General features: G+C 74.1%; 27 protein-coding genes. 10 read left to right on the top strand and 17 right to left on the bottom strand.

Annotated features, from left to right (window positions below; all coding sequences use genetic code 11):
- Position 1 precedes the first annotated feature (1 nt).
- From O7606_RS02160 to O7606_RS02150, 3 genes are all read right to left on the bottom strand, one after another.
- Positions 2-868 carry an RNA methyltransferase gene (locus O7606_RS02160; protein ID WP_281597285.1) on the bottom strand — a complete coding sequence of 289 codons (867 nt, stop codon included), beginning with the start codon at positions 866-868 and terminating at the stop codon, positions 2-4.
- 79 nt (positions 869-947) lie between these two features.
- Positions 948-1,136, bottom strand: coding sequence for a DUF397 domain-containing protein (locus tag O7606_RS02155; RefSeq protein ID WP_281597284.1), 189 nt, complete (start codon positions 1,134-1,136; stop codon positions 948-950).
- A complete protein-coding gene (locus O7606_RS02150) occupies positions 1,127-1,927 on the bottom strand; it encodes a helix-turn-helix transcriptional regulator (protein WP_281597283.1) in 801 nt (266 codons plus the stop codon). The genes O7606_RS02155 and O7606_RS02150 overlap by 10 nt, the downstream gene beginning before the upstream one ends.
- Before the next feature lie 210 nt (positions 1,928-2,137).
- Here O7606_RS02150 and O7606_RS02145 point away from each other — a divergent pair, with 210 nt between their 5' ends.
- A complete protein-coding gene (locus O7606_RS02145) occupies positions 2,138-2,482 on the top strand; it encodes a hypothetical protein (RefSeq protein ID WP_281597282.1) in 345 nt (114 codons plus the stop codon).
- Positions 2,483-2,570: 88 nt separating this feature from the next.
- Here the strand turns inward: O7606_RS02145 and O7606_RS02140 are convergent, their stop codons facing one another.
- The 4 genes from O7606_RS02140 to O7606_RS02125 all read right to left on the bottom strand — a co-directional run bounded on the left by O7606_RS02140 (position 2,571) and on the right by O7606_RS02125 (position 7,402).
- On the bottom strand, positions 2,571-4,754 hold the full coding sequence (locus O7606_RS02140) for a transglycosylase domain-containing protein (protein WP_281597281.1): 2,184 nt from the start codon (positions 4,752-4,754) through the stop codon (positions 2,571-2,573).
- A gap of 143 nt (positions 4,755-4,897) precedes the next feature.
- The gene (locus O7606_RS02135) at positions 4,898-5,680 is read right to left on the bottom strand and encodes a hypothetical protein (protein WP_281597280.1); all 783 of its coding nucleotides are present in this window, start codon (positions 5,678-5,680) and stop codon (positions 4,898-4,900) included.
- Positions 5,681-5,816: 136 nt separating this feature from the next.
- Complete coding sequence (locus O7606_RS02130; protein ID WP_281597279.1) at positions 5,817-6,926, bottom strand: SPFH domain-containing protein; 1,110 nt, start codon at positions 6,924-6,926, stop codon at positions 5,817-5,819.
- Positions 6,927-6,931: 5 nt separating this feature from the next.
- Complete coding sequence (locus O7606_RS02125) at positions 6,932-7,402, bottom strand: NfeD family protein (protein ID WP_281597278.1); 471 nt, start codon at positions 7,400-7,402, stop codon at positions 6,932-6,934.
- 136 nt (positions 7,403-7,538) lie between these two features.
- Here O7606_RS02125 and O7606_RS02120 point away from each other — a divergent pair, with 136 nt between their 5' ends.
- Positions 7,539-8,870, top strand: a complete 1,332-nt coding sequence (locus O7606_RS02120; RefSeq protein ID WP_281597277.1) for a serine hydrolase domain-containing protein — start codon at positions 7,539-7,541, stop codon at positions 8,868-8,870.
- Positions 8,871-8,913: 43 nt separating this feature from the next.
- Here the strand turns inward: O7606_RS02120 and O7606_RS02115 are convergent, their stop codons facing one another.
- The gene (locus tag O7606_RS02115; protein WP_281597276.1) at positions 8,914-9,726 is read right to left on the bottom strand and encodes a DUF3097 domain-containing protein; all 813 of its coding nucleotides are present in this window, start codon (positions 9,724-9,726) and stop codon (positions 8,914-8,916) included.
- 154 nt (positions 9,727-9,880) lie between these two features.
- Here O7606_RS02115 and O7606_RS02110 point away from each other — a divergent pair, with 154 nt between their 5' ends.
- Entirely contained in the window at positions 9,881-10,672 is a 792-nt protein-coding gene (locus O7606_RS02110) for a hypothetical protein (RefSeq protein ID WP_281597275.1), read from the top strand.
- An 85-nt stretch (positions 10,673-10,757) separates the two neighbouring features.
- On the opposite strand, the gene O7606_RS02105 is transcribed toward O7606_RS02110, so the two are convergent.
- The 4 genes from O7606_RS02105 to fabG form a co-directional block, all read right to left on the bottom strand.
- The gene (locus O7606_RS02105) at positions 10,758-11,537 is read right to left on the bottom strand and encodes an HAD-IIA family hydrolase (protein WP_281597274.1); all 780 of its coding nucleotides are present in this window, start codon (positions 11,535-11,537) and stop codon (positions 10,758-10,760) included.
- Positions 11,538-11,597: 60 nt separating this feature from the next.
- Positions 11,598-12,617 (bottom strand): ferrochelatase, encoded by a 1,020-nt coding sequence (locus tag O7606_RS02100; protein WP_281597273.1) that lies wholly within the window; start codon positions 12,615-12,617, stop codon positions 11,598-11,600.
- 77 nt (positions 12,618-12,694) lie between these two features.
- Positions 12,695-13,462, bottom strand: a complete 768-nt coding sequence (gene fabI, locus O7606_RS02095) for an enoyl-ACP reductase FabI (protein WP_281597272.1) — start codon at positions 13,460-13,462, stop codon at positions 12,695-12,697.
- A 93-nt stretch (positions 13,463-13,555) separates the two neighbouring features.
- Positions 13,556-14,260, bottom strand: coding sequence for a 3-oxoacyl-ACP reductase FabG (gene fabG / locus O7606_RS02090; protein WP_281597271.1), 705 nt, complete (start codon positions 14,258-14,260; stop codon positions 13,556-13,558).
- Between the two features lie 381 nt (positions 14,261-14,641).
- Between fabG and O7606_RS02085 the strand changes: the two genes are divergently transcribed.
- The gene (locus O7606_RS02085) at positions 14,642-14,800 is read left to right on the top strand and encodes a hypothetical protein (RefSeq protein WP_281597270.1); all 159 of its coding nucleotides are present in this window, start codon (positions 14,642-14,644) and stop codon (positions 14,798-14,800) included.
- A 52-nt stretch (positions 14,801-14,852) separates the two neighbouring features.
- Here O7606_RS02085 and O7606_RS02080 read toward each other — a convergent pair whose 3' ends face one another.
- Genes O7606_RS02080 through O7606_RS02070 form a run of 3 tightly spaced genes read right to left on the bottom strand, consistent with a single transcriptional unit; the run spans position 14,853 to position 17,856 of the window.
- Positions 14,853-15,803: a VWA domain-containing protein gene (locus tag O7606_RS02080; protein WP_281597269.1), complete on the bottom strand. Its 951-nt coding sequence runs from the start codon at positions 15,801-15,803 to the stop codon at positions 14,853-14,855.
- Positions 15,800-16,786 (bottom strand): DUF58 domain-containing protein, encoded by a 987-nt coding sequence (locus tag O7606_RS02075; protein WP_281599461.1) that lies wholly within the window; start codon positions 16,784-16,786, stop codon positions 15,800-15,802. Before O7606_RS02075 ends, O7606_RS02080 begins: the two co-directional genes overlap by 4 nt.
- Positions 16,765-17,856 carry a MoxR family ATPase gene (locus O7606_RS02070; protein ID WP_281597268.1) on the bottom strand — a complete coding sequence of 364 codons (1,092 nt, stop codon included), beginning with the start codon at positions 17,854-17,856 and terminating at the stop codon, positions 16,765-16,767. Before O7606_RS02070 ends, O7606_RS02075 begins: the two co-directional genes overlap by 22 nt.
- Before the next feature lie 243 nt (positions 17,857-18,099).
- Between O7606_RS02070 and O7606_RS02065 the strand changes: the two genes are divergently transcribed.
- From O7606_RS02065 to O7606_RS02055, 3 genes are all read left to right on the top strand, one after another.
- Positions 18,100-18,384 (top strand): hypothetical protein, encoded by a 285-nt coding sequence (locus O7606_RS02065; RefSeq protein ID WP_281597267.1) that lies wholly within the window; start codon positions 18,100-18,102, stop codon positions 18,382-18,384.
- Positions 18,385-18,402: 18 nt separating this feature from the next.
- Positions 18,403-18,924, top strand: a complete 522-nt coding sequence (locus O7606_RS02060; protein WP_281597266.1) for a PH domain-containing protein — start codon at positions 18,403-18,405, stop codon at positions 18,922-18,924.
- 245 nt (positions 18,925-19,169) lie between these two features.
- A complete protein-coding gene (locus tag O7606_RS02055) occupies positions 19,170-20,477 on the top strand; it encodes a PH domain-containing protein (RefSeq protein WP_281599460.1) in 1,308 nt (435 codons plus the stop codon).
- Positions 20,478-20,547: 70 nt separating this feature from the next.
- Here the strand turns inward: O7606_RS02055 and O7606_RS02050 are convergent, their stop codons facing one another.
- Entirely contained in the window at positions 20,548-21,651 is a 1,104-nt protein-coding gene (locus tag O7606_RS02050; RefSeq protein ID WP_281597265.1) for a phosphatase PAP2 family protein, read from the bottom strand.
- 75 nt (positions 21,652-21,726) lie between these two features.
- Between O7606_RS02050 and O7606_RS02045 the strand changes: the two genes are divergently transcribed.
- Both O7606_RS02045 and O7606_RS02040 read left to right on the top strand, forming a co-directional pair.
- The gene (locus O7606_RS02045; RefSeq protein WP_281597264.1) at positions 21,727-22,140 is read left to right on the top strand and encodes a hotdog domain-containing protein; all 414 of its coding nucleotides are present in this window, start codon (positions 21,727-21,729) and stop codon (positions 22,138-22,140) included.
- 17 nt (positions 22,141-22,157) lie between these two features.
- Entirely contained in the window at positions 22,158-22,985 is an 828-nt protein-coding gene (locus O7606_RS02040) for an MBL fold metallo-hydrolase (RefSeq protein WP_281599459.1), read from the top strand.
- A gap of 396 nt (positions 22,986-23,381) precedes the next feature.
- Here the strand turns inward: O7606_RS02040 and O7606_RS02035 are convergent, their stop codons facing one another.
- Entirely contained in the window at positions 23,382-24,314 is a 933-nt protein-coding gene (locus O7606_RS02035; protein ID WP_281597263.1) for a carbohydrate kinase, read from the bottom strand.
- Between the two features lie 385 nt (positions 24,315-24,699).
- Here O7606_RS02035 and O7606_RS02030 point away from each other — a divergent pair, with 385 nt between their 5' ends.
- On the top strand, positions 24,700-25,824 hold the full coding sequence (locus tag O7606_RS02030) for a lytic polysaccharide monooxygenase (RefSeq protein ID WP_281597262.1): 1,125 nt from the start codon (positions 24,700-24,702) through the stop codon (positions 25,822-25,824).
- Positions 25,825-25,866: the final 42 nt, after the last annotated feature.

Raw genomic sequence — 25,866 nt, 5'->3', positions numbered from 1 at the left:
GTCAGGCCGGCTGTCCGTCACCGAACGGCGGGTCGTCCCGGCCCGGCTCGTCGTCCCGGCCCGGCTCGTCGTCCCGACCCAGCTCCCAGAACGCCACCGCCGCCGCGGCGGCCACGTTCAACGAGTCCACCCCGCGCCGCATCGGGATCACCACCCGTACGTCGCTGGCCGACTGCGCCGCCGCCGTCAGGCCGGGGCCCTCCGCGCCCAGCAGCAACGCCGCCCGTGCCCGCTGCGCCGGGGCCAACCGCTGCATCGGCACCGCGTCCGGGGCCGGCGTCATGGCCAGCACGGTGAAACCCGCCGCCCGCACCTGCGCCAGGCCCGCCGGCCAGTGGTCGAGCTTCGCGTACGGCACCGCGAAGACCTCGCCCATGCTGACCCGTACGCTGCGCCGGTACAGCGGGTCGGCGCAGGACGGCGAGAGCAGCACCGCGTCGACGCCCAGCGCCGCCGCGCCCCGGAACACCGCGCCCAGGTTGGTGTGGTTGTTGACGTCCTCCAGGATCACCACCCGCCGGGCGGCGGCCAGCAGCTCCGGCACGCCCGGCAGCGGCTTGCGCCGGAACGAGGCGAGCACCCCCCGGTGCACGTGGAAACCGGTGGCCCGCTCCAGCACGTCCGGGGTGGCCGCGTAGACCGGCGCGTCCCCGGTTTCCAGGTCGGCGAGCTGGTCGACCCGCTTGGCGTCGACCAGGAACGACCGGGGCGGGTAACCGGCCCGCAGCGCCCGCCGCAGCACCAGCTCCCCCTCGGCGATGAACAGCCCGTGCGGCGGCTCCCACCGGGTACGCAGCTCGACGTCGGTCAGCGCGCGGTAGTCGGCGATCCGGGGGTCGTCAGGGTCGGTGATCTCGTGTACGGGCACCGCCGGATTCTCCCCGGCCGCCCGACCGACCGGCGAAGCGGCCCGGCGGGACGGGTGCGGGAATCGCCTGCTCGTGCCGTCAGTGCTGCTTGGCGAACTCCACGAACTGCTGCCACCTGGGCGGCGAGAAGGTGAGCACCGGGCCCTGCCGGTCCTTGCTGTCCCGTACGCCGACCACGTCGGGGAGGTTGTCGGCCACCTCCACGCAGTTGCCCGAATTTCCGCTGCTCCGGGTGCTCTTGTGCCAGATAGCGCCGGTCAGGTCCATCGCTCCGCTGCCTCCGAGATCAACTTGAGGGTCTGCCCGTGAGGCAACGCCTCGGCTCGCACGGACTCCCAGGTACGCCGGAGCGAGTGTACGTCCGACGTTCTCTCAATGATCACACCCTGCAACTGGTTGTCCAGGTAGGCGATGTCGTCGCCCTGTGCGGGGGTGGCGATGACGAACGCGCCGTTCATCCCAGGGTACGCGCCGGTCCCCTTCGGAACGACGTGCAGATGGACCCTCGGTCGATTGCCCACCTCGATCAGATGCAGAAGCTGATCGCGCATGACCTTGTCGCCGCCCACCGGACGTTCGAGGGTCGTGTAGTCGAGCACCCCGACGAACAGTGGCGGAGCATCCCGGGTGAGGATTTCCTGACGGGCCAGCCGGGCGGCGATCTGTTGCTCCATCGCCTCGCCGACGAGCTGACTGGCCCCTTCGTGCAGCGCTCGGGCGTAGGCCTCGGTCTGGAGCAGACCGGGCAGGACCATCGGCTCGAAGCTGCACAGGGCGGTGGCCTCCTGCTCGATCGTGACCCACTCGCGGAACCAGGGCATGACGTTCTCACGGAGCGCCGTCGCCCGGATCCTCCTCAGCAGACCGCCCGACTGGAGCGCCTTGTCGCAACGCTCGGCGAACTCCTCAAGGGGTGGCCGGCGACACTGTTCAACGGCGGCGACCAACGAGGCCGAGTATCCGATCCGCTCGCCGAGCGCCTCCTGTGAGAGCCCGGCGTCGGTGCGCAGCCGGCGAAGCTCACCGGCGAACAGTTCCACGGTGGGCCGTCGATCCATCTGCACACCTCCTGTACCTGAGGCGGCGAAAACTGCACGGACGAACCGTGCAGCCCGCCCACCTTCCCTCTGTAGTCGCGCCTTCACCAGACTGTCACGTGAGCGGATCCGCTTCACGCCGGGGAGGGCTGAGACGGGTCCGCATGGGGATCGCCCCTCAATCCTTCCCCGGATATGGGGCGATCCCCTTCCAGCCGGTAGAGGAGGCCGATGTCAATGCCCTGCCCGACCCCGCAGTCGCGCGAGCCGAGCCGCAGGATCCCCGCCGCCGATCGTCCGCTGGCGGGGTTCGGCGCCGCCACGGCGCACACCCCGGTGCAGCCGATCTGGGTCTGCCGGGGCTGCGGGCACCCGTGGCCGTGCGGCGAGGCCAGGCGGCGGCTCCTGATCGAGTACGAGGGCAACATGGTCAGCCTGGCGGTCTACCTGTGCGGGATGCTCTACCGGGCCGTGGACGACCTGTGCCGGGTCACCCCCGACACGGTGCCGGAGCCGGGCCGGCTGTGGGAGCGTTTCGTCGGCTGGGCCCCGTACCGCCGGCCGGACGCTTCCTGATCGTCACTCCACCCGAGGGCAGGGGCCCCGGACCTGCCCGGCGGCAACCAGGCGGATCCGGGGCCCTGCTCGGGCGTAGGGCGTCGGGTCAGCGTGGGACGCTGAGCCGGCCGAGCCAGTCGCCGAGGTCCAGGTTGCCGCCGGGGCGGCCCGGCGTCGGCCGGGGCTGGACGGTGTTGCCGACGGCCAGCTCCCGGCTCGGCGGGGTGAAGGCGACGACCGGCTGCCCCGCCGTGGCGGTGACCACCACCCGGGCCACCGCGGTCACCACGCCGGACTGCGCGGCGACGCCGACCCGGTCGGCCGGGTCGTCCGGGTTGGCGGCGATCCCGGCGACCGCCACCTGCGGGGTGTACGCGACGAAGGACTTCGCGGCGTCGTCGTCGGAGGTGCCCGTCTTGCCGGCCAGGGGTCGCCCGCCGAGGAGCTGACCGGCGGCGGTGGCCGTGCCGCCGCCCCCGCAGCGCGCGTACGCGGACTGCTGGCCGACCGGGCAGCGGGCGGCGTCGGTGGCGGCCCGGGCCACGTCGGCGTCGAGCGCCCGCCGGCAGGACGGCTCGCCGACCGGGGCCTTCGCGCCGTCCGGGCCGGTGACCGAGACCACCGGCAGCGGCCGGCAGTACGTGCCCTCGGCGGCCACCGTGGCGTACGCGTTGGCCAGGTCGAGCGGGGTGGTGGCCGCGACGCCGAGGGTGAACGCCCCCCAGTCGGCGGCATCGGTGGCGGCGAGGCGCTGGTCGACGTCGGAGCGGAACGTGATGCCGAGGCGCTCGGCCATCTCCACCACCTTCGCCGGGCCGACCCGCTCGGACAGCCACACGAAGTACGTGTTCACCGAACGGCCGAAGCCGTCCCACATGGTCCGGGGGCCGCTCATGTCGGCGCTGGAGTTGGCCGGGCACCAGCGGCCCCCGCAGGAGGCCGTGGAGCCCTCGGCCGGGTAGCGGGTGACCAGCCGGGGCGGGGCGTCGTAGCTGGTGGCCAGGGGCAGCCCGGCCTCCAGCGCGGCGAGCATGGTGAACAGCTTGAACGTCGAGCCGGCCTGGTAGCCGTCGATGGCCCCGCCGCCGGCCACCAACTGGTTGACGGTGTTGGGGCGGTTGTCCTGGCCCGGCGGGTTGGCGGCGAGGCTGTAGTCGCGGTTGACCGCCATGGCCAGCACCCGGCCGGTGCCCGGCTCGACCGCCGCGATCGGCAGCGCCCGCGGCGAGTTCCGGTCGAACACCGCCAGCGACTGGCGCAGCGCGGACGCTTGGACCTGCGGGTCCAGCGAGGTCACGACGGTGTACCCGCCCCGGCGCAGCGCCTGCTCCCGCTCCTCGGGGGTGTCGCCGAAGGCCGGCTGGGTCAGCCACCAGCTCCGCAGGTAGTCGCAGAAGAAGCCCCAGTCGGCGTGGCCGTCGGCGACGGCGGTGCAGCCGTTGGGCTGCGGGGTCGGGTTCAGCGCCAGCCGCTCGGCGCGGGCCTGGTCGGCCTGCCCGGCGGTGATCGCCCCGGTCTCCACCATCGCGTCGAGCACGTACGAGCGGCGGGCCAGCGCCGCGTCGGCGTCCCCGTCGATCGGGCTGTACTCGTCCGGCGACTGCACCAGCCCGGCCAGCAGGCTGGCCTGGCCGAGGGTCAGCTCCGTCGGGGTGATGCCGAAGTAGCGTTCGCTGGCCGCCGCGATCCCGTACGCGCCGGAGCCGAAGTAGGCGATGTTGAGGTAGCGGGCGAGGATCTCGTCCTTGTCGAGGGTCTGCTCCAGCGCCGCCGCGTACCGGACCTCCTGGAGCTTGCGCCCGACGCTGATCTCGGTGGCGCTGGCCCGCTGTTCGGCGGTGCGCTCCGGGTCGGTCTTGAGGACGTTGCGCACGTACTGCATGGTCAGCGTGGACGCGCCCTGGCTGGTGCCGTCGGTGACGTTGCTGACCAGGGCGCGGGCCACGCCGCGCAGGTCCACCCCGCCGTGCGAGTAGAACCGCCGGTCCTCGGCGGCCACGATCGCCTGCCGCATCGCCGGGGCCACCTCGGTCAGCGGCACCTCCCGCCGGTTCAGGTCGTAGAAGCTGGTCAGCAGCGTCCGACCGTCGTTGGCGTAGACGGTGGTGCGCTGGGCGGTGGCCGGGGTGCGCAGCTCCGCCGGGAGGCGGTGCCACGCGTCGCCGGCCGCCTTGACCGTCATCCCGAGGACCAGGTTGCCCGGCAGCGCCACGGCGGCCACGACCAGCCCCGCGAGCAGGCCGCAGACGACCACGGCGCCCAGCCGCCTGCCCACACCACGTTCACCCATCCGCCCAGATTGGCGCGCAATTGCCCGTCCTGCCCACTCTGCCGGGCGTGCTGCCAGGAAACTCACTGCGAGCTGCCAGGTCGCGCGGGTCCGATCGTCCCGTCGTGGTGGTTGCGGCGTCGTTCGTCCGGTTGGCCGGCTGGTCATCGGGGGGCCGCCGGGGGCGCGGGGGTGGCCAGGCTCGCCGCGGCGGCGTCCCGGGCGATCTGCTTCGGCACCAGGCGGCCCGCCCGGTAGGCGATGCCGAACCCGGCGACCAGGGCGAACATCGCGCCGAAGGTCTGCATCGAGCCGATCAACGCGCCGCCGACGCCGAGCAGCGGCGCGGCGATCATCAGCATGCCGCCGTCACCGATGCTGAACACGCCGGACCGGGCGACCGCCCAGCCGGTCAGCGCCCAGCCGGCGCTGTAGCAGGTGGCCCCGACCAGGACCAGGCTGCGCGCGGTGGCCCCGAAGACCGGGGTCTGCTCGGCCAGCCCGGTGAACGGCAGCAGCAGCACCGTGCCGGCGAGGCTGACCAGCAGCCCGGCCACCGCCGACCGGCGGCTGCGGGTGGTCACCAGCAGCCCGGCCAGGGCCAGCAGGGCGAGCAGGCCGAGCCAGATCGACGCCACCCAGCCGACCAGGTACAGGGGCCGGCCGTCGGCCGGGTAAGGGTCGTTGCCGACGCCGCCGTCGCTGGCCAGGGCCACCACGCCGGTGAGGATCGCGTACGCCGGCAGCAGCCACACCGCCCCCCGGGCGAAGCGGCGCAGCGACCAGGCCCAGGTGGCGTCGGTGGCCGGGCCGCTCGCGGGCGGTTCGACGACGAAGGGGAGCACGCCGAACCCGCCACCGGTACGGCGGCTGCCGAGCGGTCCGAGCGGGTCGTGCGCTCCCGGCGTCACCGTCCGGTCGGCTGGCGGTCGTGTCGCGTCGTTCATGCGTCACCTCGCTGTGTCGCGGGCGGGACGCGTACGGCGTCCCGGCGCCTGGTCACCATCGGGCCTCGACCCGATCGTGGCAGGCGACGGAACGCCGTATGAGGGTTATTCGCTTTTTGCCCGGCTTACCCGGGAATCAGGCTCGTTCGCGCTGGTCGGCCGGGTCCTGGAGCAGGCTGGCCGGCGAGACCGGCTCCGGCGCGGGCAGCCCCTGCGGGCTGCGCCCACCGGTGGCCTGCGCCTCGGCGACGCGTACCTCGTCGTGGATCTGCTGGGCGGCCTCCGCCGCGGCCTGCGCGGCCTCGGCGGCCTCCCGCTCGACGTCACTGGCCCCGTCGGACGCCTCCGGCGACGGGGCGTCCCCGACCATCTGGCTCAGCCCGCCGAGCGCGCCGCCCATCCCCTCCAGGGCCTTGGTCAGCTCCGCCGGGACGATCCAGACCTTGTTGGCGGTGCCGTTGGCGATCTGCGGCAGGGCCTGGAGGTACTGGTAGGCCAGCACCTTCTGGCTCGGGTTCGCGGTGTGGATGGCGTCGAAGACCGTCCGGATCGCCTTCGCCTGACCCTCGGCCTGGAGGATGCGGGCCTGCCGGTCACCGTCGGCCCGCAGCACCGCGGCCTGCTTCTCACCCTCGGCGGTCAGGATCTGCGACTGCTTGTGCCCCTCGGCGTTGAGGATCGCCGCCCGGCGGTCCCGCTCGGCGCGCATCTGCTTCTCCATCGAGTCGCGGATGCTCGGCGGCGGCTCGATCGCCTTGATCTCCACCCGGGTGACCTTGATGCCCCACCGGCCGGTGGTCTCGTCCAGCACGCCGGAGAGGTGCCGGTTGATCTCCTCCCGGCTGGTCAGCGCCCGCTCCAGGTCCAGCGAGCCGATCACGTTCCGCAGCGTGGTGACGGTGAGCTGCTCGATCGCCTGGAGGAAGTTCGAGATCTCGTACGTGGCCCGGACCGAGTCGACCACCTTGAAGTAGAGCACCGTGTCGATCGAGACGACCAGGTTGTCCGAGGTGATCACCGGCTGCGGCGGGAAACTGACCACCTGCTCCCGCATGTCGACCTTGGTGCGGACCGCGTCGACGAAAGGCACGAGCAGGTTGAGCCCCGGATTCAGGGTGCGCTTGTACCGGCCGAGCCGTTCCACGACGTCCTGGCGCTGCTGCGGCACGATCCGCACCGCCTTCGCCAGGGCGATCACCACGATCAGGGCCACGGCGCCGAGCAGCACCGCGATGGCCAGTTCCATAACGCTCACCCCTTCGCTTCGGGGAGCTCCCCCGAGGATATGTCGTCCTGCCAGACCAGGGCGGTCGCTCCCCGGACCTGGATCACCTGAACCCGCTGCCCCGGCGCGAACACCTGGGTGGCGTCGTACGACCGGGCCGACCACAACTCGCCGTCGATCTTGACCATGCCATGGTCGGCGTCGACCTGCTCCAGAACCAGCGCGGTCGTGCCCTCCAACGCCTCCACCCCGAAGGGTTGGTCACCGGTCTCCACCGCGGAGCGCCGGTGCCGCTGGATGGTCGGCCGCGCCGCCAGCACCGTCAACGCCGAGACGCCGGCGAAGACCACCGCCTGGATCGCCACCGGCGCGCCCAGCGCCGCCGCGCCCGCCGCGGCGAACGCGCCGACCGCGAACATGATCAGGAACAGCGTCGCCGTGAAGATCTCGGCGACCGCCAACACCACACCCAGAACGATCCAGAACACCGCGTCCACCATTCGATACTGGCACGTCTGCGCACGTTGGCCCACTTCTCAAGATCACCGAGGCGGGCGGCGGAATCCGGTGGGCCGGTCGGACGGACCTCAGTAGGGTCGGTCCGACCCGTCGTCCCACCGCCCGAGGAGCGCCATGACCCCACCGTCGGAACGGACCGGCCGCCCGCTGCTGCCGGAGACCACCCGCCGGGTCGACGACCTCGTCGCCGGGACCCAGGTCACCGGCCGGGCCCCGTCCCTGGTCCTCGGCGTGGTCCGCGACGGCGCGCTGGCCCACCTGGCCGCCGCCGGGGAGCGCCCACGCCCGCACGCCGACCTCCAGTACCGGCTCGGGTCGATCAGCAAGACCATGACCGCCGTGCTGGTCATGCAGCTCCGCGACGCCGGCCGGCTCGACCTGGCCGACCCCCTCGACCGGCACCTGCCCGGCACCCCGCTCGGCGCGCTCACCCTGCGGCAGCTCCTCGGCCACGCCAGCGGCCTGCAACGCGAGCCGGACGGCGACTGGTGGGAACGCGCCGAGGGCGGCGACCTGACGACCCTGCTGGCCGGGGCCACCGGGAGCAAGGTCGCGTACCCGCCGTACCGGGGCTACCACTACTCGAACCTGGCGTACGGGCTGCTCGGCGGGGCGCTGGAACGGCTCACCGGCACACCCTGGTACGCGCTGCTACGGGACCGGATCCTCGACCCGCTCGGCATGCGCCGCACCACCTACCAGGCCACCGAACCGTACGCCCGGGGCTACGTGGTGCACCCCTGGCACGACACCCTCCACGAGGAGCCCCGTACCGACACCGGGGCGATGGCCCCGGCCGGGCAGCTCTGGGCCACCGTCACCGACCTGGCCACCTGGGCGGCGTTCCTCGCCGACCCCGACCCGACGGTGCTCGCCCCGGCCAGCCTCACCGAGATGTGCGCGCCCGTGGTGATCAGCGACCTGGACTCCTGGCGCGGCGGGCACGGCCTCGGGCTGGAGCTGTACCGGCAGGGCGACCGGGTGTACGTGGGCCACGGCGGCTCGATGCCCGGGTACGTCGCCACCCTGGTCACGCACCGGCCCGACCGCGCCGCCGTGGTCGGCTTCGCCAACGCGTACGGCTTCCGGACCGGCTCCATCGGCGCGCTCGGCCAGCAGGCCCTCAGCACCGTGCTGGACGCCGAGCCGGCCCCGCCGCGCCCCTGGCTGCCGGCCACCGGCCCGCCCCCGGCCAACGCCGCCGCGCTGACCGGCCGCTGGTGGTGGATGGGCCACCCGGTCGACGTCACCTGGGACGCCGACGCAGGTGAGCTGGTGGCGCACCAGTACGGCGAACGGCGGGTCCGCTTCGCCCCCGAGGGGCCGGACCGGTGGCGGGGCCGCTCCGGCTGGAACGACGGGGAGACGCTCACCGTGCTGCGCGACGACGCCGGCCGCCCGACCGCCCTGGACATCGCCACCTTCGTCCACCACCGCGCCCCCTGAGGCGACCCGCGCCCGCGACTCCCCGGCGGCGGCAGAGCGCCCGTCAGGACGGCTCGGTCACGAAGTCGATCAGCCGTTCCATCGCGTTGATCAGCGGGGTCTCCACGTCGGCGAAGCTGTCCACCCGGGACAGGATCCGGCGCCACAGGTCCGCCGGGTCGGCCACCCCGAGGGCGGCGCACACGCCTTCCTTCCAGGGGCGGCCCGGCGGCACCACCGGCCATGCCGGGATGCCCACGGCGGCCGGCTTCACCGCCTGCCAGACGTCCACGTACGGATGCCCGGTGACCAGCACGTACGGCGAGTCGACCCGGGCCACGATCCGGCTCTCCTTGGAGCCCGGCACCAGATGGTCGACGAGCACCCCGAGCCGCCGGGTCGGGCCGGGCGCGAACCCGCGCACCTCGGCGTCCAGGGCGTCGATGCCGTCCAACGGCTCCACCACCACGCCCTCGATCCGCAGGTCGTCGCCCCAGATCCGCTCCACCAGCGCGGCGTCGTGCACCCCCTCCACCCAGATCCGGCTGGCCTTCGCCACCTGGGCGCGTACCCCGTCCACGGCGATCGAACCGGACGCGGTGCGTCGGCGGGGCGCGGGCGTGGCTGCGCGGGTCGGCCGGCGCAGCGTCACCGGCGCGCCGTCGAGCAGGAACGCCGCCGGCAGCAGCGGGAAGTTGCGCCGCCGGCCGTGCCGGTCCTCCAACACCACCGCCCCGGACTCGAACCCCACCACCGCGCCGCAGAACCCCGAGTCGGCGTCCTCGACCACCAGGTCGGGCTCGGCGTCCACCTCGGGAATCACCTTCCGCCGCCGCCAGTCTCCCGCGAGGACGTCCTCGCCGTATCGCCTCCCCATGGGCGGTGACGGTAGCCGGCCGAACAGGACGGGCCACGCAGGCGCGCCGCCCGACCCCAGCCGCGCACCGGGTCGAAAAGGGCAAGCCGGGGCAGGCGGTACGGCCCTGCCGACGGTCGAGACAGAGCCGCCCTCAGCACGTACTCTTCTCTGCATGTCTCCCGCAACGGGCGCGGTCACTCTCGCTCCGCGCCGGTCGAGCCGGTTCGTGGCCTGGGCGCGCGCGTGGCGTGCCGGGCTGGTCCCCTTCGACGAGGTCGCCGACTCCGTGGCCGGCGACGAGGAGCACCTCGTCGCTGACACCCCCGGCACCTGGACGGACGTCCCGCTGCGCGCCGCCCTGCCCGCCCTGGCCAAGCTCTCCCCGGACGAGATCCGGCTGGTCCTGCCCGCGCCGGGCGACCCGCGCGGGCTGCCCGGCCCGGGCGACTTCGCCGGGGCGGCGCTGCTCGCCGGCGAGGCGGTGGTGGCCGGCGCGCTGGGGCTCATCCCCCAGGTGCGGACGCACACCTCCGGCTCCGGGATGACCTTCGAGACGGTGCTGTGGCGGTGCTACCCGCTGCCGGCGAACGCGCCCGCCGCGTCGCTGACCCTGCCCGGCGCGGCCGAGGCCGAGGCCGAGCTCTCCGCCGCGCTGGCCGAGACGACCGCCGCGCTGACCCGGCTCGACGTCGCCCAGTGGCGGCCCGAGCTGGCCGGGGCGCTGGAGGCGCTACGCCGGCCGGACGGCTCCACCGACCTGCCGCCGGGCTTCGACCCACGCTCCCGGCGGCTGTTCGCCCGCGCCGCCGTGCTGGACCGGGTGCTCGCGCTGGCCGAGCACGCCGCCCCCGGCGGCGCCGTCAACGGGTACGAAGCCCAGCAGCGCGACGCGGCGCTGCGCCCGCTGACCACCGCCTGTCGGCGTGCCCTGGTCGCCGCCTGCAACGCCCCGCTGCGCCCCTGAGGCCGGGCCGGACGCCCGGTGCTCCCGGCCGCCCCGGGCGTTCGGACTGCCGTCGGGGAGCCCCGCGAACCGGCCCCGGGGCCGGTCAGAGCTCGTCGATCAGGTCGACCACCGAGTCGACGATCCGCGACGGCCGGTACGGGTAGCGGTCCGCCTCGGCGCGGGTGCTGATCCCGGTGAGCACCAGGATCGTCTCCAGCCCCGCCTCCAGGCCGCAGAGGATGTCGGTGTCCATCCGGTCACCGATCATGGCGGTGGTCTCGGAGTGCGCGTTGATCGTGTTCAGCGCCGAACGCATCATCATCGGGTTCGGCTTGCCGACGAAGTACGGCTCCACCCCGGTCGCCTTGGAGATCATCGCCGCGACCGAGCCCGCCGCCGGCAGCGCGCCCTCCACCGACGGCCCCGTGACGTCCGGGTTGGTGCAGATGAACCGGGCCCCGTCGTTGATCAGGCGGACCGCCTTGGTGATCGCCTCGAAGCTGTACGTCCGGGTCTCCCCCAGCACCACGTAGTCCGGCTCGAAGTCGGTGAGCACGTACCCGACCGCGTGCAGGGCCGTGGTCAGCCCGGCCTCACCGATGACGTACGCGGTGCCGCCCGGCCGCTGGTCGCCCAGGAACTGCGCGGTGGCCAACGCGGCCGTCCAGATGGCCTGCTCGGGCACCTGGAAACCCATCCGGTTCAGCCGGGCGCACAGGTCCCGCGGCGTGTAGATCGAGTTGTTGGTGAGCACCAGGAACGGCTTGCCGGAGGCGCGCAGCCGGTTGACGAACTCCGGCGCGCCGGGCACCGGCTGACCCTCGTGCACCAGCACGCCGTCCATGTCGGTGAGCCAACTGCACACCGGTTTCCGCTCGTGCATCAGTCACCTCGGGGGTAGGTAGGGTCTCGCGGGTCGACGGTCGGGGCGGCCGGGGCGCGGTCAGCGGCGCGGCACACAGCACACCGTGGGGCAGGTGTCCCACCAGGGCAGCTCGCCGAGCCGGCGCGGCGTCGCCGCGTCCGGGTCGAGCCGCTCGGTGACCAGCTCCCGCACCATCGACACGAAGCGCGGGTCGACGCCCGGAGTGGCGGCCCGGACGAAGTCCAGCCCGTGCTGCCGGGCGGTGGCCAGCGCCTCGGTGTCCAGATCCCACACCACCTCGAGGTGGTCGGAGACGAACCCGATCGGGCTGACCACCACGCCGGTGACGCCCGCCCCGGCCAGGGCGGCGAGGTGGTCGTTGACGTCCGGCTCCAGCCAGGGCACCTGCGGCGGCCCGGACCGGCTCTGCCACACCAGGTCGTACGGCACGTCGGGGGCCGCCGCGGCGGCCACCAGCCGGGCGGTCTCCCGCAACTGGGCCTCGTACCGCCCGCCGTGCGGACCGGCGGCGGCGGCCATCGAGGTGGGCACGGAGTGCGCGGTGAACACCACCCGGGCGCTCTCCCGCCGGGCCGGGTCGAGCCGGGCCAGCGCGGCCCGGACCGCGTCGGCGTGCGGCTCGACGAAACCGGGATGATCCCAGAACTGGCGGAGCTTCTCGATCACCGGGGCGTCCGGCCCGACCGCGGCCCGCGCCGAGGCGATGTCCTCCTGGTACTGCCGGCAGGAGGAGTACCCGCCGTACGCGCTGGTGACGAACGCCAACGCCCGGCGTACGCCGTCGTCGCGCATCTGCCCGACGGTGTCGGCGAGCATCGGGGTCCAGTTGCGGTTGCCCCAGTAGACCGGCAGGTCCAGCCCGTGGGCGGCGAAGTCGGCGCGGACCGCGGCGAGCAGGTCCCGGCACTGCTGGTTGATCGGGGACACCCCGCCGAAGTGCAGGTAGTGCTCGGCGACCTCGGCCAGCCGTTCCGGCGGGACGCCCCGGCCCCGGGTCACGTTCGTCAGGAACGGCATCACGTCCTCGGGCCGCTCCGGACCACCGAAGGACACCAGCACCACCGCGTCGTACGCCATGACGTCATTGTTCCCCGCCGCCGGCGGCGTCCCCACCACGCCCCCCGCCGGGCGGCCGGAGATCACATCTCGTCGGGTCAGGCGCCGAGCGCGTGGTAGCCGCCGTCGACGTGGACGATCTCGCCGGTGGTCGCCGGGAACCAGTCGGAGAGCAGCGCCAGGCAGGCCCGGGCGGCCGGCTCCTGGTCGGTGAGGCTCCAGCCCAGCGGGGCCCGCTCCGTCCAGCTCGCCTCGAACTGCTCGAACCCGGGGATCGACTTCGCCGCGATGGTGCGCAGCGGCCCGGCGGCCACCAGGTTGCTCCGGATGCCCTTCGGGCCCAGGTGCAGCGCCAGGTAGCGGGAGGCGGACTCCAGCCCGGCCTTGGCCACCCCCATCCAGTCGTAGACCGGCCACGCCTTGGTCGCGTCGAAGGTGAGGCCGACCACCGAGCCGCCCGGCGACATCAGCGGCAGCGCCGCCATGGCCAGCGACTTGTACGAGTACGTGGAGACGTGCAGGGCGGTCGCCACGTCCTCCCAGGGCGCGTCGAGGAACCCGCCGCCGAGGCAGCTCTGCGGGGCGAACCCGATCGAGTGCACCACCCCGTCCAGGCCGTCGACGTGCTCACGGACGGCGTCGGCGAGGCCGGCGAGGTGCTCGGCGTCGGTGACGTCCAGCTCGATCAGCGGAGCCGGCTGCGGCAGCCGCCGGGCGATCCGCTCGACCAGGGAGAGCCGGCCGTACCCGGTGAGGACGACCTGCGCGCCGTTCTCCTGGGCGAGCTTCGCCACCGAGAAGGCGATCGAGGCGTCGGTGATGACGCCGGTGACCAGCAGCCGCTTACCGGCCAGCAGTCCGGACATGTCGGGGTTCCTCCGTTGCTTCGGTGCGGTGGTCGGCGTCGGCTCGCCGGCCGGGGCGGGCGGCGGACCGACGGGCGGGGCGGGCGGGACGTGTCAGTGGCCCATGCCGAGGCCGCCGTCGACCGGGATGACGGCGCCGGAGATGTAGCCGGCCGAGTCGCCGGCGAGCCAGGTGACCACCCCGGCCACCTCCTCGGCGCTGGCGAACCGGTTGGCCGGGATCGCCGCCTGGTACTGCTCGCGCCGCTCCTGCGGCAGCCCGGCGGTCATGTCGGTGTCGACGAAGCCCGGCGCGACGACGTTCGCGGTGATGTTGCGGGAGGCCAGCTCACGGGTGATCGACCGGGCCACGCCGACCAGGCCGGCCTTGCTGGCCGCGTAGTTCACCTGACCCTGCCCGCCGTAGAGGCCGACCACCGAGGAGACGAAGATCATCCGGCCCCACTTGTTGCGGAGCATCCGGCGGGACGCGCGCTGGGCGCAGCGGAACGCGCCGGTCAGGTTGGTGTCCAGCACCCGGGTGAACTGCTCCTCGCCCATCCGCAGCAGCAGCGTGTCCTCGGTGATGCCGGCGTTGGCGACCAGCACCTCGACCGGCCCCAGCTCCTGCTCGACGGCGGTGAACGCGGCGTCCACGGAGGCCGAGTCGGTGACGTCGCAGCGCACCCCGAACAGCCCCTCCGGGGCGTCGCCGGAGCGGTGGGTCACCGCGACCCGGTCGCCCTGTTTCGCGAACGCCTGCGCGATGGCCAGGCCGATCCCCCGGTTGCCACCGGTCACCAGCACGGTACGGGCCACGGGTCCCCCTCGGGCGAGAAACGAGTGCACAGACGGGTTGGAGACTAGGGGTTACCCACAGGTAAGGGCGAACCCGGCCCCGTCGGCGCGCGTCGCGACGACCCACCGTCACCCCGCCGGAAACGCCCCCGACTCGGGTGTACGATGATGCCCGTTCCGGGCCCCGCCGACCGCTGGAGGTGATCGCTGTGCGAGATAGCGATCCTCCGAGTCGTGGCCGGGCCGTCCGTCAGCTCCGCTGAGCCCCGACTCGGTTCGTGAGCTGACCAGCTCCCTGCTCCCCGTGCGGTGACCCGCCGTGCCGACCTCCGGTCGGGACGCCGGTCACCCCCGCCGTGCCGGCGGGACGCCGCACGGGTCGAGCCCCGGTCACGACGTCCTGTGCGCGTCCTGTCCCACCCCCCGGTCCGGCCTCTCCCGCCGCCGGCCGCCTCGTCGCCACCGGAGCCGTCCATGAGCCGCTACGTCGCCCCGCTGGGCTTCACCCTCGCCGCCGTCTGGGTGGCCGTCCTGTTCGTCCTGACCAGCGCCACCCACTGACGGCCGGCGGGCGCGCGCCGCGGCCCGGCGCCACCCGCCCGCCCGGGCCGGGTCACAGGATCCGGGAGGTCCACAGGAGACTCGCGCCGGCCGCCGCGAGGGCCAGCAGCAGGGCCGCCGCCGCGTACCACTGGGTGATCTCGCGGGGTTCGGTACGGAACCCGATCGAGCTGCCCATGTCCTGGTAGACCTGTTTCAGCTCGGTCACCGACGCCGCCTCGTAGAAGTACCCCTCGGTGGTCTCGGCCAGGTCGGCCAGGGCGAGCCGGTCCACCGGCACCCGCTGCACCTGCCCGCCGATGTCGACCTGCCCGGTGTCCGTGCCGAACGCGATCGTGGAGACCGGCACGTTGGCCGCCTGGGCCGCCGCCGCGGCCTCCTCCACCGACCGGCCCGCCGTACGGAACCCGTCGGAGAGCAGCACGATCCGGGCCGGCGGGATGCCCGCCGCGCCGTCGGCCGGCACCGACCGGATCGCCTCCAGACACGTGAAGACGGCCTCTCCGGTCGCGGTCGCCTCGGCCAGCACCAGCCCGTCGATGGCGGCCACCACCGCCGCCCGGTCCTTCGTCGGCGGCACCAGCACGTTCGCCGACTTGGCGAACGACACCAGACCCAGGTTGTACGTCTCCGGCAGCTCACCGACGAACTGCTTGGCCGCCTCCTGGGCGGCCGCCAACCGGTTCGGTGGCACGTCGTCGGAGTGCATCGACAGCGACACGTCGATGGCGAGCATCACCGTCGCCCGCTCCAGCGGCTCCCGGGTGTCGATCGCCGGCCGGGCCGTGGCCGTGGTGAGCGCCAGCAGGCAGAGCAGCAACGCCACCGCCGGGACGTGCCGCCGCCAGCCCAGCCCCTTCGGGGCGAGGGTACGCAACAGCTCCACGTTGGTGAACCGCATCGCGTACGCCCGGCGGTGGCGCTGCCGCCAGACGTAGAACGCGGCCAGCGTCAGGACGGGCAGCAGCGTCAACAGCCACCACGGTTGCAGCAAACGGATCATCGAGTCGTCCCCCGGGTCCGGGCGTGCCGCTGCGCGGCCACGAACCGGACCATCTCCAGCAGCCAGTCGGTGTCGGTACGCAGTCGCAGGTGGGCCGCGCCGGCCGCGCGCAACTCGCGGGCGATCTCGGCGCGCTGGGCGGCGGCGGCCTCGGCGTACCGGCGGCGCAGCCCCGGGTCGGCGGTCTGCACCTCGTGCAGCTCGCCGGTCTCCGGGTCCACCACCGGCAGCACGCCCACGTCGGGCAGCTCCAGCTCACGCGGGTCCACCACCTCGATCGCCAGCACGTCGTGCCGGACCCGCAGCCTGCGGACCGGCCGACCCCACTGCTGCGGCGGGGCGAGGAAGTCGGAGATCACCACCGCCACGCCGCGCCGCCGGGGCGGGCGGTTCAGCCCGTCCACCAGCGTGCCGAGGTCGCTGCGTCCGGGCCGGGCGGCCACGCCGGCGACCGCGCGTACCAGGGCCTGGGCCTCCTTGCGGCCACTGCGGGCCGGCAGTCGCAGCGTCGCCGGACCGGCGACGGCCGCGCCGCGCCCGGTCACCTCGCCGGTGCCGACCACCGCGCCGATCCGGTTGCCGCCCCGCACGGTCAGGTGTGCCAGGGCGGCCACCGCCGCCACCACCAGGTCCCGCTTGAGCCACTGCCCGGTGCCGAAGTCCAGGCTCGCCGACAGGTCCACCGCGAGCCACGTCTCCAGCTCCCGGTCGGCCACCGTACGCCGCACGTGCGGCGTCGTCGTCCGCGCCGTCACCGGCCAGTCCATCCGGCGTACGTCGTCGCCGGGACGGTACTCGCGGGACTCCCCCGCCTCGCTGCCCGGCCCGGGCAGCAGCCCGGCGTAGTCGCCCTGGAGCAGCCCGTCGAGTTTGCGGGTGACCAGGAGCTGGAGTCGGGACAGCACGGCCTCGCTGCGGGCGCCGGGGGTGGTGACGCCGGACGGCCGGCGCGGCGGTGGGGTCACGGCCGCTGCCCGGGCCAGCCGGGCCCCGCCGGCGCGCCGGGGTGCGGGCTGACCTGCTGCCGGGGGGCCACCGACGGCAACGGGATGGTCGACATCACCCGGTGCACGATGTGGTCGGCCGGCACGTCGTCGGCGAGAGCGTCGTAGCTGAGCACCAGCCGGTGCCGCAGGATGTCCGGGGCGACGTCCTGCACGTCCTGCGGCAGGGCGTAGTCCCGCCCGCGCAGCAGGGCCAGCGCGCGGGTGGCCCGGACCAGCCCCAGCGACGCCCGTGGGCTCGCGCCGTACTGGATGAGCTGGGCGACGTCGGGCATGCCGTGCTCGGCCGGGGCGCGGGTGGCCAGCACCAGCCGGACCGCGTAGTCGACGAGCGCGTTGTGCACGAAGACCTGGTCGGCCCTGCGTTGCAGGGCGAGCAGGTCGGCCGGGTCGAACACCGGGGTCGGCTCGGGCGGGGCGACCCCCATCCGGTAGACGATCTCGCGTTCCTCGGCGTCCGTCGGGTACCCCACGACGATCTTCATGAGGAAACGGTCCCGCTGCGCCTCCGGCAGCGGATAGACCCCCTCCTGCTCGATCGGGTTCTGGGTGGCCATCACCAGGAACGGGTCCGGCACCCGGTGGGTCTGGCCGCCGATGGACACCTGGCGTTCGCTCATCACCTCCAGCAACGCCGACTGCACCTTGGCCGGGGCCCGGTTGATCTCGTCGGCGAGCAGGAAGTTCACGAACACCGGCCCCAGCTCCACGTCGAACTTCTCGCTGGACTGCCGGTAGATCCGGGTGCCCATGATGTCGGCGGGGACCAGGTCGGGAGTGAACTGCACCCGGGCGAACGTGCCGCCGACGACGGTGGCGAGGGTCTCCACGGCGAGGGTCTTCGCCACCCCGGGCACCCCCTCCAGCAGGCAGTGCCCCCGGGCGAGCAGCGCGACGAACATCCGCTCGACCATCCGGTCCTGCCCGACGATGACCCGTTTGATCTCGAACAACGCCCGTTCCAGCAGGGTCGCGTCCTCCGCCGGTGTGCTCGTTGACGAAGGCGGGGCGTCGGTAGCGGTCGGGTCGGGCGTGGTCGGCTGGGCCACCGGTCCTCCACAGCGTGCTCGGTTGTCGGCGACGGGGTACGCGGTCAAGCCTCGCATGCCCGGCTGAGCGCCGACTGGGCGAGAAGGCGATTCTCGCCACGCCGGCCGTCGACGCCGAATCGCCGGACCGGGGGTGTCCGAACGCCGGTGTCCCCGTGTAGAATTGCGCCGTCGCCGGGCGGCTCCCCCCGTGGCCGCCCGGCGCTCAATCTCCCCGGCGCGCCGCCACCTAGACTGGCCCGGGTGACCGAACCCTCCCCCGCTGCTGGTCCGTTCCCCGCTGCCGAGCCTTTTCCCGCTGCCGGCGCCGACGGCGGCGATCCGCCGGTCTGCTCGTCGCGCGGCTGCCGGGCCCCGGCGGTCTGGGCGCTGCGGTGGAACAACCCCCGGCTGCACGACCCGTCCCGACGCAAGACCTGGCTGGCCTGCGCCGCGCACCGCGCCACGCTCGGCGACTTTCTCGGCGCACGGGGCTTTCTCCGGGAGGTCGAACCAGCGCCCCGGTCGTTACCCTCGACTGGTGACTGATCGCAGCGAGGCGTACCGGTGACCCCGGAGACCACCGGCGGGCCCGCGCCGGCCGACCCACTGGAGCCGTGGCCGCAGACGGTGCGGTGGCAGCGGGTCTCCTCCGACCTGATCTGGGTGGAGCTGATCCGGCTGGCGATCGGCGTCGCCGTGCTGGTCGTCGGGCTGGCGCTCGGCTGGGCGTTCAGCGGCCACTGGCTCTTCGGCCTCGGGCTCGGCCTGGTCGCGCTGCTGACCGGTTGGCGGGTGGTGACGATCGTCCGGGCCGTGCACGCCTGGGGGTACGCCGAACGCGACGACGACCTGCTGGTCCGGCACGGGCTGCTGGTCCGCCGACTGTCGATCGTGCCGTACTCGCGGATGCAGTTCGTGGACGTCACCGCCGGGCCGCTGGAGCGAGCCTTCGACCTGGCCACCGTGCAGTTGCACACCGCCGCGGCGGCGAGCGACGCCCGGGTGCCCGGGTTGCCGCCGGCCGAGGCGGCCCGGCTGCGGGACCGCCTCACCGCCCTCGGCGAAGACCGCGCGGAGGGGCTGTGACCAGCGGCCCCGGCTGGCCCGAGGGCCCGCCCGCCGCCCGGCCCGAGCCGGGCACGCCGCACCCCGCCCCGTACCCACCAGCCAGCCATCCCGACCCGTACCCGGCGGTCGGGCCCGCCGGGTACCCCGAGCCGGGTCCGACCGCCGGGCCGTACCCGGGGGTCGGGCAGCCCGAGGCGGGCGGGCCGTACCCGGGAGTCGGTGGGGTCGGCGCGGGTCCCGAGGGGGGTGAGCCCCGGCAACGGCTGCACCCGCTGAGCCCGGTGCTGCACGGGGCGAAGTCACTGGTGGTGGTGATCGCCGGGCTCTCCTGGTCGACGCTGTCCCGGGTCGGTCTCGGCACGTTCGCGATCATGGTCGTGCTGCTCGCCCTCGGCGCCACGGTGCTCTCGGTGGTCAGTTGGTACCAGACCGGCTACCACGTGGTCGGCCGGGAGCTGCGGGTGCACGAAGGGCTGCTGTGGCGGCGGACCCGGGCCATCCCGCTGGAACGGTTGCAGGCGGTGGAAGTGGTCCGGCCCCTGCTCGCCCAGCTCACCGGCCTGGCCGAGCTGCGGCTGGAGGTCGTCGGCGGCGGCAAGACCGAGGCCCCGCTGGCGTTCCTGAGCGTCGCCGACGCCCAGGCGCTGCGCGGTCGCCTCCTCGACCTCGCCGGACGCCCGCCCCGCCGGACGCCCGAGCCGACCGGTACGGACACCACAGCGCAGGCCGACGCCGTCCCCGACGTCACCGCCGCGCCGAGCGGCCGGCCGCTGCACGCCGTACGCAACCAGGACCTGCTGGTCAGCCAGTTGCTCACGCCACAGGCGTTCATGCTGCCGGTGGGTCTGGTCTTCGTGGCCGGGCAGTTCCTCTCCGAGGGATCCTGGTCGTTCATCGCCGTCGCCAGCACGCTCACCGCGATGGCCGGGGTGCTGCTGCAACCGATCCGCCGGGTGCTCGACGACTGGAACTTCCGGCTGCACCGTGACGACGGCACCCTGCGGGTCCACCACGGCCTGCTGGAGACCCGCGCGCAGACCGTCCCGCTGAACCGGGTACAGGCCATCGGGGTGACCTGGCCACTGCTGTGGCGGGCCAAGGGCTGGCTGCGGCTGCGGCTGGAGGTCGCCGGTTACTCCGCCGGGGAACTGGACGACCGCAACCGGCCGGACCGCCTGCTGCCCGTCGGCGACCCCGCCACCGGCGGGCTGGTAGTCGCCGAGGTGCTGCCGGGCGTACACCTCGACGCGCTGCCGTTGACCGCGCCGCCGGACCGGGCCCGCTGGCTGCGCCCGCTGAGCGTCCGCAGGCTCGGCGCGGGCCTCGCCGAGCAGGTCTTCGCCGTCCGGTCCGGTCTGGTCACCCGGCAGGTCGCCATGGTGCCGTACGCCCGGATCCAGAGCGTGCGGGTGGTGCAGGGCCCGGTGCAGCGGCGGCTGCGGCTGGCGACGGTGCACGCCGACACCGCCGGTGGCGCCGGCGCGGCGGCGCTGCACCGGGACGTGACCGAGGCGTGGGAGCTGGCGGCCGAGCTGACCGCCCGCTCCCGGGCCGCCCGACTGACCGGCTGACCGCCCGGCCGGCTGATCAGCGCAGCGCCGGCTGGCCGGTCCGGCTGAACGGCTCAGCGCGGAGACCGGCTCAGCGGCTGGCCGGTACGGACGGCGGTTCCGTCGGGGTCGACGTCGGCCCGTCGGCTGCCGGCTCGGTGTCCGACGACTTGGTGTCCGACGGCCCGACGGTGTCGTCGGGTGGCCCGGCCGGGGCGGCGTCGGACGGCGACGCCGGGGCGCGGCGGGCCCGGTGGGCCGCCCACCCCCGCTCGGCCAACCCGACCACCAGGAAGGTCAGTCCCACGTACGCCCAGCCGACCAGCACGTCGATGATGTAGTGCTCACCGGAGTAGACCAGGGTGAACGTCATCGCCAGCGGGTACGACAGCAACAGTGGCCACCAGCGGCGGCGGGTCGAGGTGAGGAAGAACAGCACCACGAACAGCGCCCACGCGGTGTGCAGGGACGGCATCGCCGCCACCGGGTTCGACGCGATCTGCCCGGCGTTGAGCATGTTGCCCGCGCCGTGCATGCCGAACTCCTTCCACCCCCGGGTGGAGATCCGGGCGACCTCCCCGAGCAGGCCGTTCTGCGCCGCCCACCACGGTGGGGCGGCCGGGTAGAGGAAGTAGGTGGCCAGGCCGGCGGCGCAGAGGAAACCCCACCGCCGCATGTACCGGCCCCAGCGGGCCCGGTCCCGCATCCACAGCACCACGGCCGCCGCCAGGGTGACCACGAAGTGCGAGAAGTAGACCCAGGCCACCGCCACGTCCCACCACCGCACCTGCGCCCGGTAGAGCCGCTCCTGCAACCAGATGGTCGGCACCTCGCCCCCGGTCGCCCAACCGACCAGGAACCGGTCGGCCACGATCAGGTCGTAGGAGTACGGGGTCGCGCCGTTGTCGGCGAACCCCCGGGAGAGGTTGTACGCGGCGAGCAGCACCACCACCGGCAGCCAGTCGCGGGCGAACGCCAGGTGGCTGCGCCATGGACGGCCCCAGTTCCAGGCGATGACGCCGGACCAGATCCAGACGAAGGCGTACGCCGGGTCTGTGGGCAGGCCGATCGTCAACCAACCGGCGACGAACAGGGCGCTCCAGATCGACATGGCGACCACCCGGCGGCGTCCGCCGGCGGACGTCCCGGGCGGGCCGGACGGAGCAGGGGGCTGGGGATCAGTGACAGCGACCATCACCGTTCAGGTTAACGGCGGGCGTCGCATCGACGAACGCGACCGGTGTCCCGGCGGTCGGCGTAGGCTGTCGCCATGCCGGACCAGACCGTCACGCCGGGCCTGACCGCCCGGGTCGAGCTCACCGTCACCGACGCGGACACCGCCCAGGCCGTGGGCTCCGGTGACGTACCGGTGCTGGGCACCCCCCGGGTCCTCGCGCTGGCCGAGGCGGCCACCGTCGCGGCCACCGCGCGACGGCTGCCACCCGGGTCGACGACGGTCGGCGTCCGGGTGGAGCTGGCGCACCTCGCGCCGACCCCGGTGGGACGGGTGGTGGTGGCCGAGGCCCGGGTGGACGAGGTGGACGGTCGGCGGCTGGTCTTCACGGTCGGGGTCACCGACGGCGACGCGACGGTCGCCGAGGGACGGGTGGAGCGGGTGCTGCTCGACCGGCAACGCTTCGTCGAACGCGCGGTCGGGGCGTCGCGACCGGCCGGGTCGGCGTGACCGGGCGGGCCGGCGGGCTGGGCGGTTTCGTCGAGGTCGCGGACCGGGTGCACGTGCTGCGGGAGCCCCTGCTCGACGTCAACGTCACCCTGGTCGTCGCCGACGGGGCGGCGCTGCTGGTGGACACTCTCTCCACCGTCGCCCAGGCGCGGGAGCTGGCCGCCGCCGTCCGGGCGGTGACGCCGCATCCGTTGACCGTGGTGAACACGCACCACCACTTCGACCACTGCTTCGGCAACGCGGTCCTGGCCGCCGACCCGGCCCGCCCGGTGTACGCGCACCCGGAGACCGCCCGGTGGCTGCGCGACCGTCCGGACGAGCTGCGCCGCCTGGCGTACGAGGAGATGCGCGCCGAGCGGCCCGGCCTGGCCGACGAGCTGGCCGACGCCCCGCTGCTGGCCCCGACGGACGAGGTGCACACCGAGACGACGCTGCACGTGGGCGGGCGGCCGGTCCTGCTGCGTCACCCCGGGCGCGGACACAGCGCCGGCGACCTCGTGGTGCAGGTGCCGGACGCGGACGTCCTGGTGGTCGGGGACCTGGTCGAGCAGAGCGGCCCACCGGCGTTCGAGGAGTCGTACCCGTTGCAGTGGCCGGAGGCGGTGGCCGGGCTGCTGCGGCTCGTCACCGCCTCGACGACGGTCGTGCCGGGCCACGGCGACCTGGTGGACGTCGACTTCGTCCGGGCCCAGCACGGGCAGCTCGCCGACCTGGCCTGGCTGATCCGGGCCGGGCACACCGGCGGCGCGCCGCCGGAGCGGGTGGCCGCCGAGGCGCCGTTCGGGGCACGGGCCGCGCTGGTCGCCGCCCGGCGCGGCTACGCCGAGCTCGACGGCACCGCCTGACCCGCCGGCCGCCGACCACGCCGGCGCTACGCGCACACGTCGAGCCTTACGACCACCACCCTCACGCCAGGTGGCCACCGCCTCGGACGGCGTCGCGCTCACCTTCCCCACCAGCCTGGCCAACACCCCACCAGGCAGGCACTTTCCGCCTCCTGCCCTCAGCTCCACCCACATCCCACACGAGGCTTTGCTCTGCACCCGCGACCGCACCGGTAGCGGAGAGTGAGCGGTGCGGTCATGGGCGCAGAGCAAAGCCTCCGGGAGGGTGGGCGGGCCTGGGCCGACGGGTTACCCAGCGTGTTCGAGTGCGATCGAGGCGCGGCCTCTGGCGGGACCTCGACGGAAGTCGGAAGCCTGAAGCCTGAAGGGGCGGGCCGGCTCGCGCGCAGTGGCGGATCAGTGGGCGAAGCGGCGGGCGACGTCGGCGCGGGTGGGCATGGCCAGCGCGCCGCCGGGTGACTCGCAGACCAGGCCGGCCACCCGGAGCGCGAAGGTGACCCGGTCGACCCAGCCGGCCTGGTCGGTGGGGAGGCCGTGGGCCAGCAGCTCGGCGACGAGCGCCGCCATCACCGAGTCGCCGGCGCCGGTGGCGTCGACCGCCCGTACCACGGGGGCGGGCACCGTCACCGGGTCGGCGCCGGCCGCGACCAGCGCGCCGTCCTTGCCGAGGGTGACCACGACGGCCTCGGCGCCCCGCTCCCGTAGGCGCGCCGCGACCCGCTCGACGGGTTCGCCGGGGTAGAGCAGCTCGGCGTCGGCCGCGCTGAGCTTGACCAGGTGCGCGCCGGCGGCGAACTCGGCGGTGGTGTCGCGCGCCCCGGCCAGCGCGCCCGGCCCGGTGAGCAGCCGGGGACGCACGTTCGGGTCGAAGACCCGCAGCCCGGTGGCGCGCGTCCAGGCCCGACGGGCGGCGGCCAGACTCGTCGACCGGAGCAGCACGATCGAGCCGCAGTAGAGCACCTCCGCGCCCTCGACCAGCGCCACGTCGAGGTCGTCGGCGGCCAGCTGGGCCCAGGACGGCGGCTCGCCGTAGAAGCGGAAGTCAGGTTCCGCGCCGGCGAAGGTCGCCACCGCGAGCGCGGTGGGCGCGGGCACGGTGACCACGCCGGCGACCCCGACGCCGGTGTCGGTGAGCAGTCGGCGGATCCGGTCGGCCAGCACGTCGTCGCCGAGCGAGCCGACGAACTGGACGGCTCCGCCGAGCCGGGCCACGCCGACCGCGACGTTGAGCGGCCCGCCGCCGACCGCCGCCCGGTAGACCGGCTCGCCGTCGTGCTCGGCCTCCAGCAGGTCGACAAGCGCCTCACCGAGCACCACCGCGTAACCCATGATCCGCCCGATCCTCTCGTCCGCCCGCCGGGACCACCCCGGCCGTGCGTACCAGGCTGGCACAACCGGGGCGGTCCGGCCGGGTCGTCGCGATCGGTTTTCTGAAGGTCATCGACCGTGGGCTATTGCGAACGAGCCGGGAACGTGATGGGATGTCGCATACCGGACGGCGTGGGGGCTGACGCGCCGTCTGTGCCGGGAGCCTGAGTCGCGTGAGCGTTCCGGTCCGTCTGAGACGGACCGGACGGTGGTGCGCACCTGCCCGGCCTTTTCATTGCCGAGCGTGCGGCACCGCGACCCCGTACCACTCTGCGAGGTCCCCGCTGCGGGGCCCGCTCGTAAAGCCGGGTCGGCATCTCGCCCGCCCGGCGGGTCAGGAGAACCAGTGTCACGTTCCCGTACGGCTGCGGTCTTCGCCGCGGTCGCCACCCTCGCCGCCGCCACGGCCTTCTCCGTGGCGCTGCGGCCGGACCCGGCCGCCGCGCACGGCGCGGCGATGAAGCCGGGCAGCCGGACCTACCTGTGCTGGAAGGACGGCCTCAGCCAGACCGGCGAGATCAGGCCGAACAACCCGGCCTGCTCCGCGGCGGTCGCGCAGAGCGGCACCAACTCGCTCTACAACTGGTTCAGCGTGCTGCGTTCGGACGCCGGTGGCCGGACCACCGGGTTCGTCCCGGACGGCAAGCTGTGCAGCGGCGGCGCCACCGGCTTCGCCGGCTACGACCTGGCGCGCACCGACTGGCCGCTGACCCACCTCACCGCCGGCGCGACCATGGAGTTCAACTACTCCAACTGGGCGCACCACCCGGGCACGTTCTACTTCTACGTGACCAAGGACAGTTGGAGCCCCACCCGGCCGCTCGCCTGGAGCGACCTGGAGGAGCCGTTCCTCACCGTGACCAACCCGCCGCAGCGCGGCGCGGTCGGCACCAACGAGGGGCACTACTACTTCAACGGTCGGCTGCCCACGAACAAGAGCGGTCGGCACATCATCTACTCCCGCTGGGTGCGCTCGGACAGCCAGGAGAACTTCTTCGGCTGCTCGGACGTGACCTTCGACGGTGGCAACGGCCAGGTCACCGGCATCGGCCCGGGTGGCACCAACCCGACCACGCCGCCGCCGAACCCGACCACCCCGCCGCCGAACCCGACCACCCCGCCGCCGAACCCGACCACTCCCCCGCCGAACCCGACCACGCCGCCGCCGGCCGGTGGCTGCGTGGCGACGTTCAAGGTGGTCAGCACCTGGGGTGGCGGTTTCCAGGGTGAGGTCGAGGTCGCGAACAACAGCTCCTCGGCCTACTCCGGCTGGACGACGACCCTGAACCTGGCCAGTGGCCAGTCCATCAACCAGGTCTGGAACGCCACGTCGACCACGTCGGGCTCGACGGTGACGGTGACGAACGCCGCGTACAACGGCTCGCTCTCGGCCGGAGGCAAGACGACCTTCGGCTTCACCGCCAACGGCAACGCCGGCGCGCCGCAGAGCATCACCTGCTCGGGCCGCTGACCGACGCCCGCACCACACGGCCCCGGGTCGGAACTCCGACCC

Origin of the sequence: Micromonospora sp. WMMD882 (genome assembly GCF_027497255.1) — a bacterium.
Lineage (GTDB): Bacteria > Actinomycetota > Actinomycetes > Mycobacteriales > Micromonosporaceae > Micromonospora.
The sequence above is the reverse complement of the archived record's forward strand: the minus strand, read 5'-3'. Positions and strand labels throughout refer to the sequence as shown.

Excerpts from the sequence above, each read along its gene's own strand:
- O7606_RS02100 (WP_281597273.1), bottom strand. The coding sequence starts at position 12,617 with ATGGCGTACGACGCGGTGGTGCTGGTGTCCTTCGGTGGTCCGGAGCGG.
- O7606_RS02115 (WP_281597276.1), bottom strand. The coding sequence starts at position 9,726 with ATGGGGAGGCGATACGGCGAGGACGTCCTCGCGGGAGACTGGCGGCGG.
- O7606_RS02155 (WP_281597284.1), bottom strand. The coding sequence starts at position 1,136 with ATGGACCTGACCGGCGCTATCTGGCACAAGAGCACCCGGAGCAGCGGA.
- O7606_RS02080 (WP_281597269.1), bottom strand. The coding sequence starts at position 15,803 with ATGATCCGTTTGCTGCAACCGTGGTGGCTGTTGACGCTGCTGCCCGTC.
- O7606_RS02110 (WP_281597275.1), top strand. The coding sequence starts at position 9,881 with ATGTCTCCCGCAACGGGCGCGGTCACTCTCGCTCCGCGCCGGTCGAGC.
- O7606_RS02120 (WP_281597277.1), top strand. The coding sequence starts at position 7,539 with ATGACCCCACCGTCGGAACGGACCGGCCGCCCGCTGCTGCCGGAGACC.
- O7606_RS02035 (WP_281597263.1), bottom strand. The coding sequence starts at position 24,314 with ATGGGTTACGCGGTGGTGCTCGGTGAGGCGCTTGTCGACCTGCTGGAG.
- O7606_RS02105 (WP_281597274.1), bottom strand. The coding sequence starts at position 11,537 with ATGCACGAGCGGAAACCGGTGTGCAGTTGGCTCACCGACATGGACGGC.
- fabI (WP_281597272.1), bottom strand. The coding sequence starts at position 13,462 with ATGTCCGGACTGCTGGCCGGTAAGCGGCTGCTGGTCACCGGCGTCATC.
- O7606_RS02130 (WP_281597279.1), bottom strand. The coding sequence starts at position 6,926 with ATGGAACTGGCCATCGCGGTGCTGCTCGGCGCCGTGGCCCTGATCGTG.
- O7606_RS02145 (WP_281597282.1), top strand. The coding sequence starts at position 2,138 with ATGTCAATGCCCTGCCCGACCCCGCAGTCGCGCGAGCCGAGCCGCAGG.
- O7606_RS02140 (WP_281597281.1), bottom strand. The coding sequence starts at position 4,754 with ATGGGTGAACGTGGTGTGGGCAGGCGGCTGGGCGCCGTGGTCGTCTGC.
- O7606_RS02050 (WP_281597265.1), bottom strand. The coding sequence starts at position 21,651 with ATGGTCGCTGTCACTGATCCCCAGCCCCCTGCTCCGTCCGGCCCGCCC.
- O7606_RS02150 (WP_281597283.1), bottom strand. The coding sequence starts at position 1,927 with ATGGATCGACGGCCCACCGTGGAACTGTTCGCCGGTGAGCTTCGCCGG.
- O7606_RS02135 (WP_281597280.1), bottom strand. The coding sequence starts at position 5,680 with ATGAACGACGCGACACGACCGCCAGCCGACCGGACGGTGACGCCGGGA.
- O7606_RS02045 (WP_281597264.1), top strand. The coding sequence starts at position 21,727 with ATGCCGGACCAGACCGTCACGCCGGGCCTGACCGCCCGGGTCGAGCTC.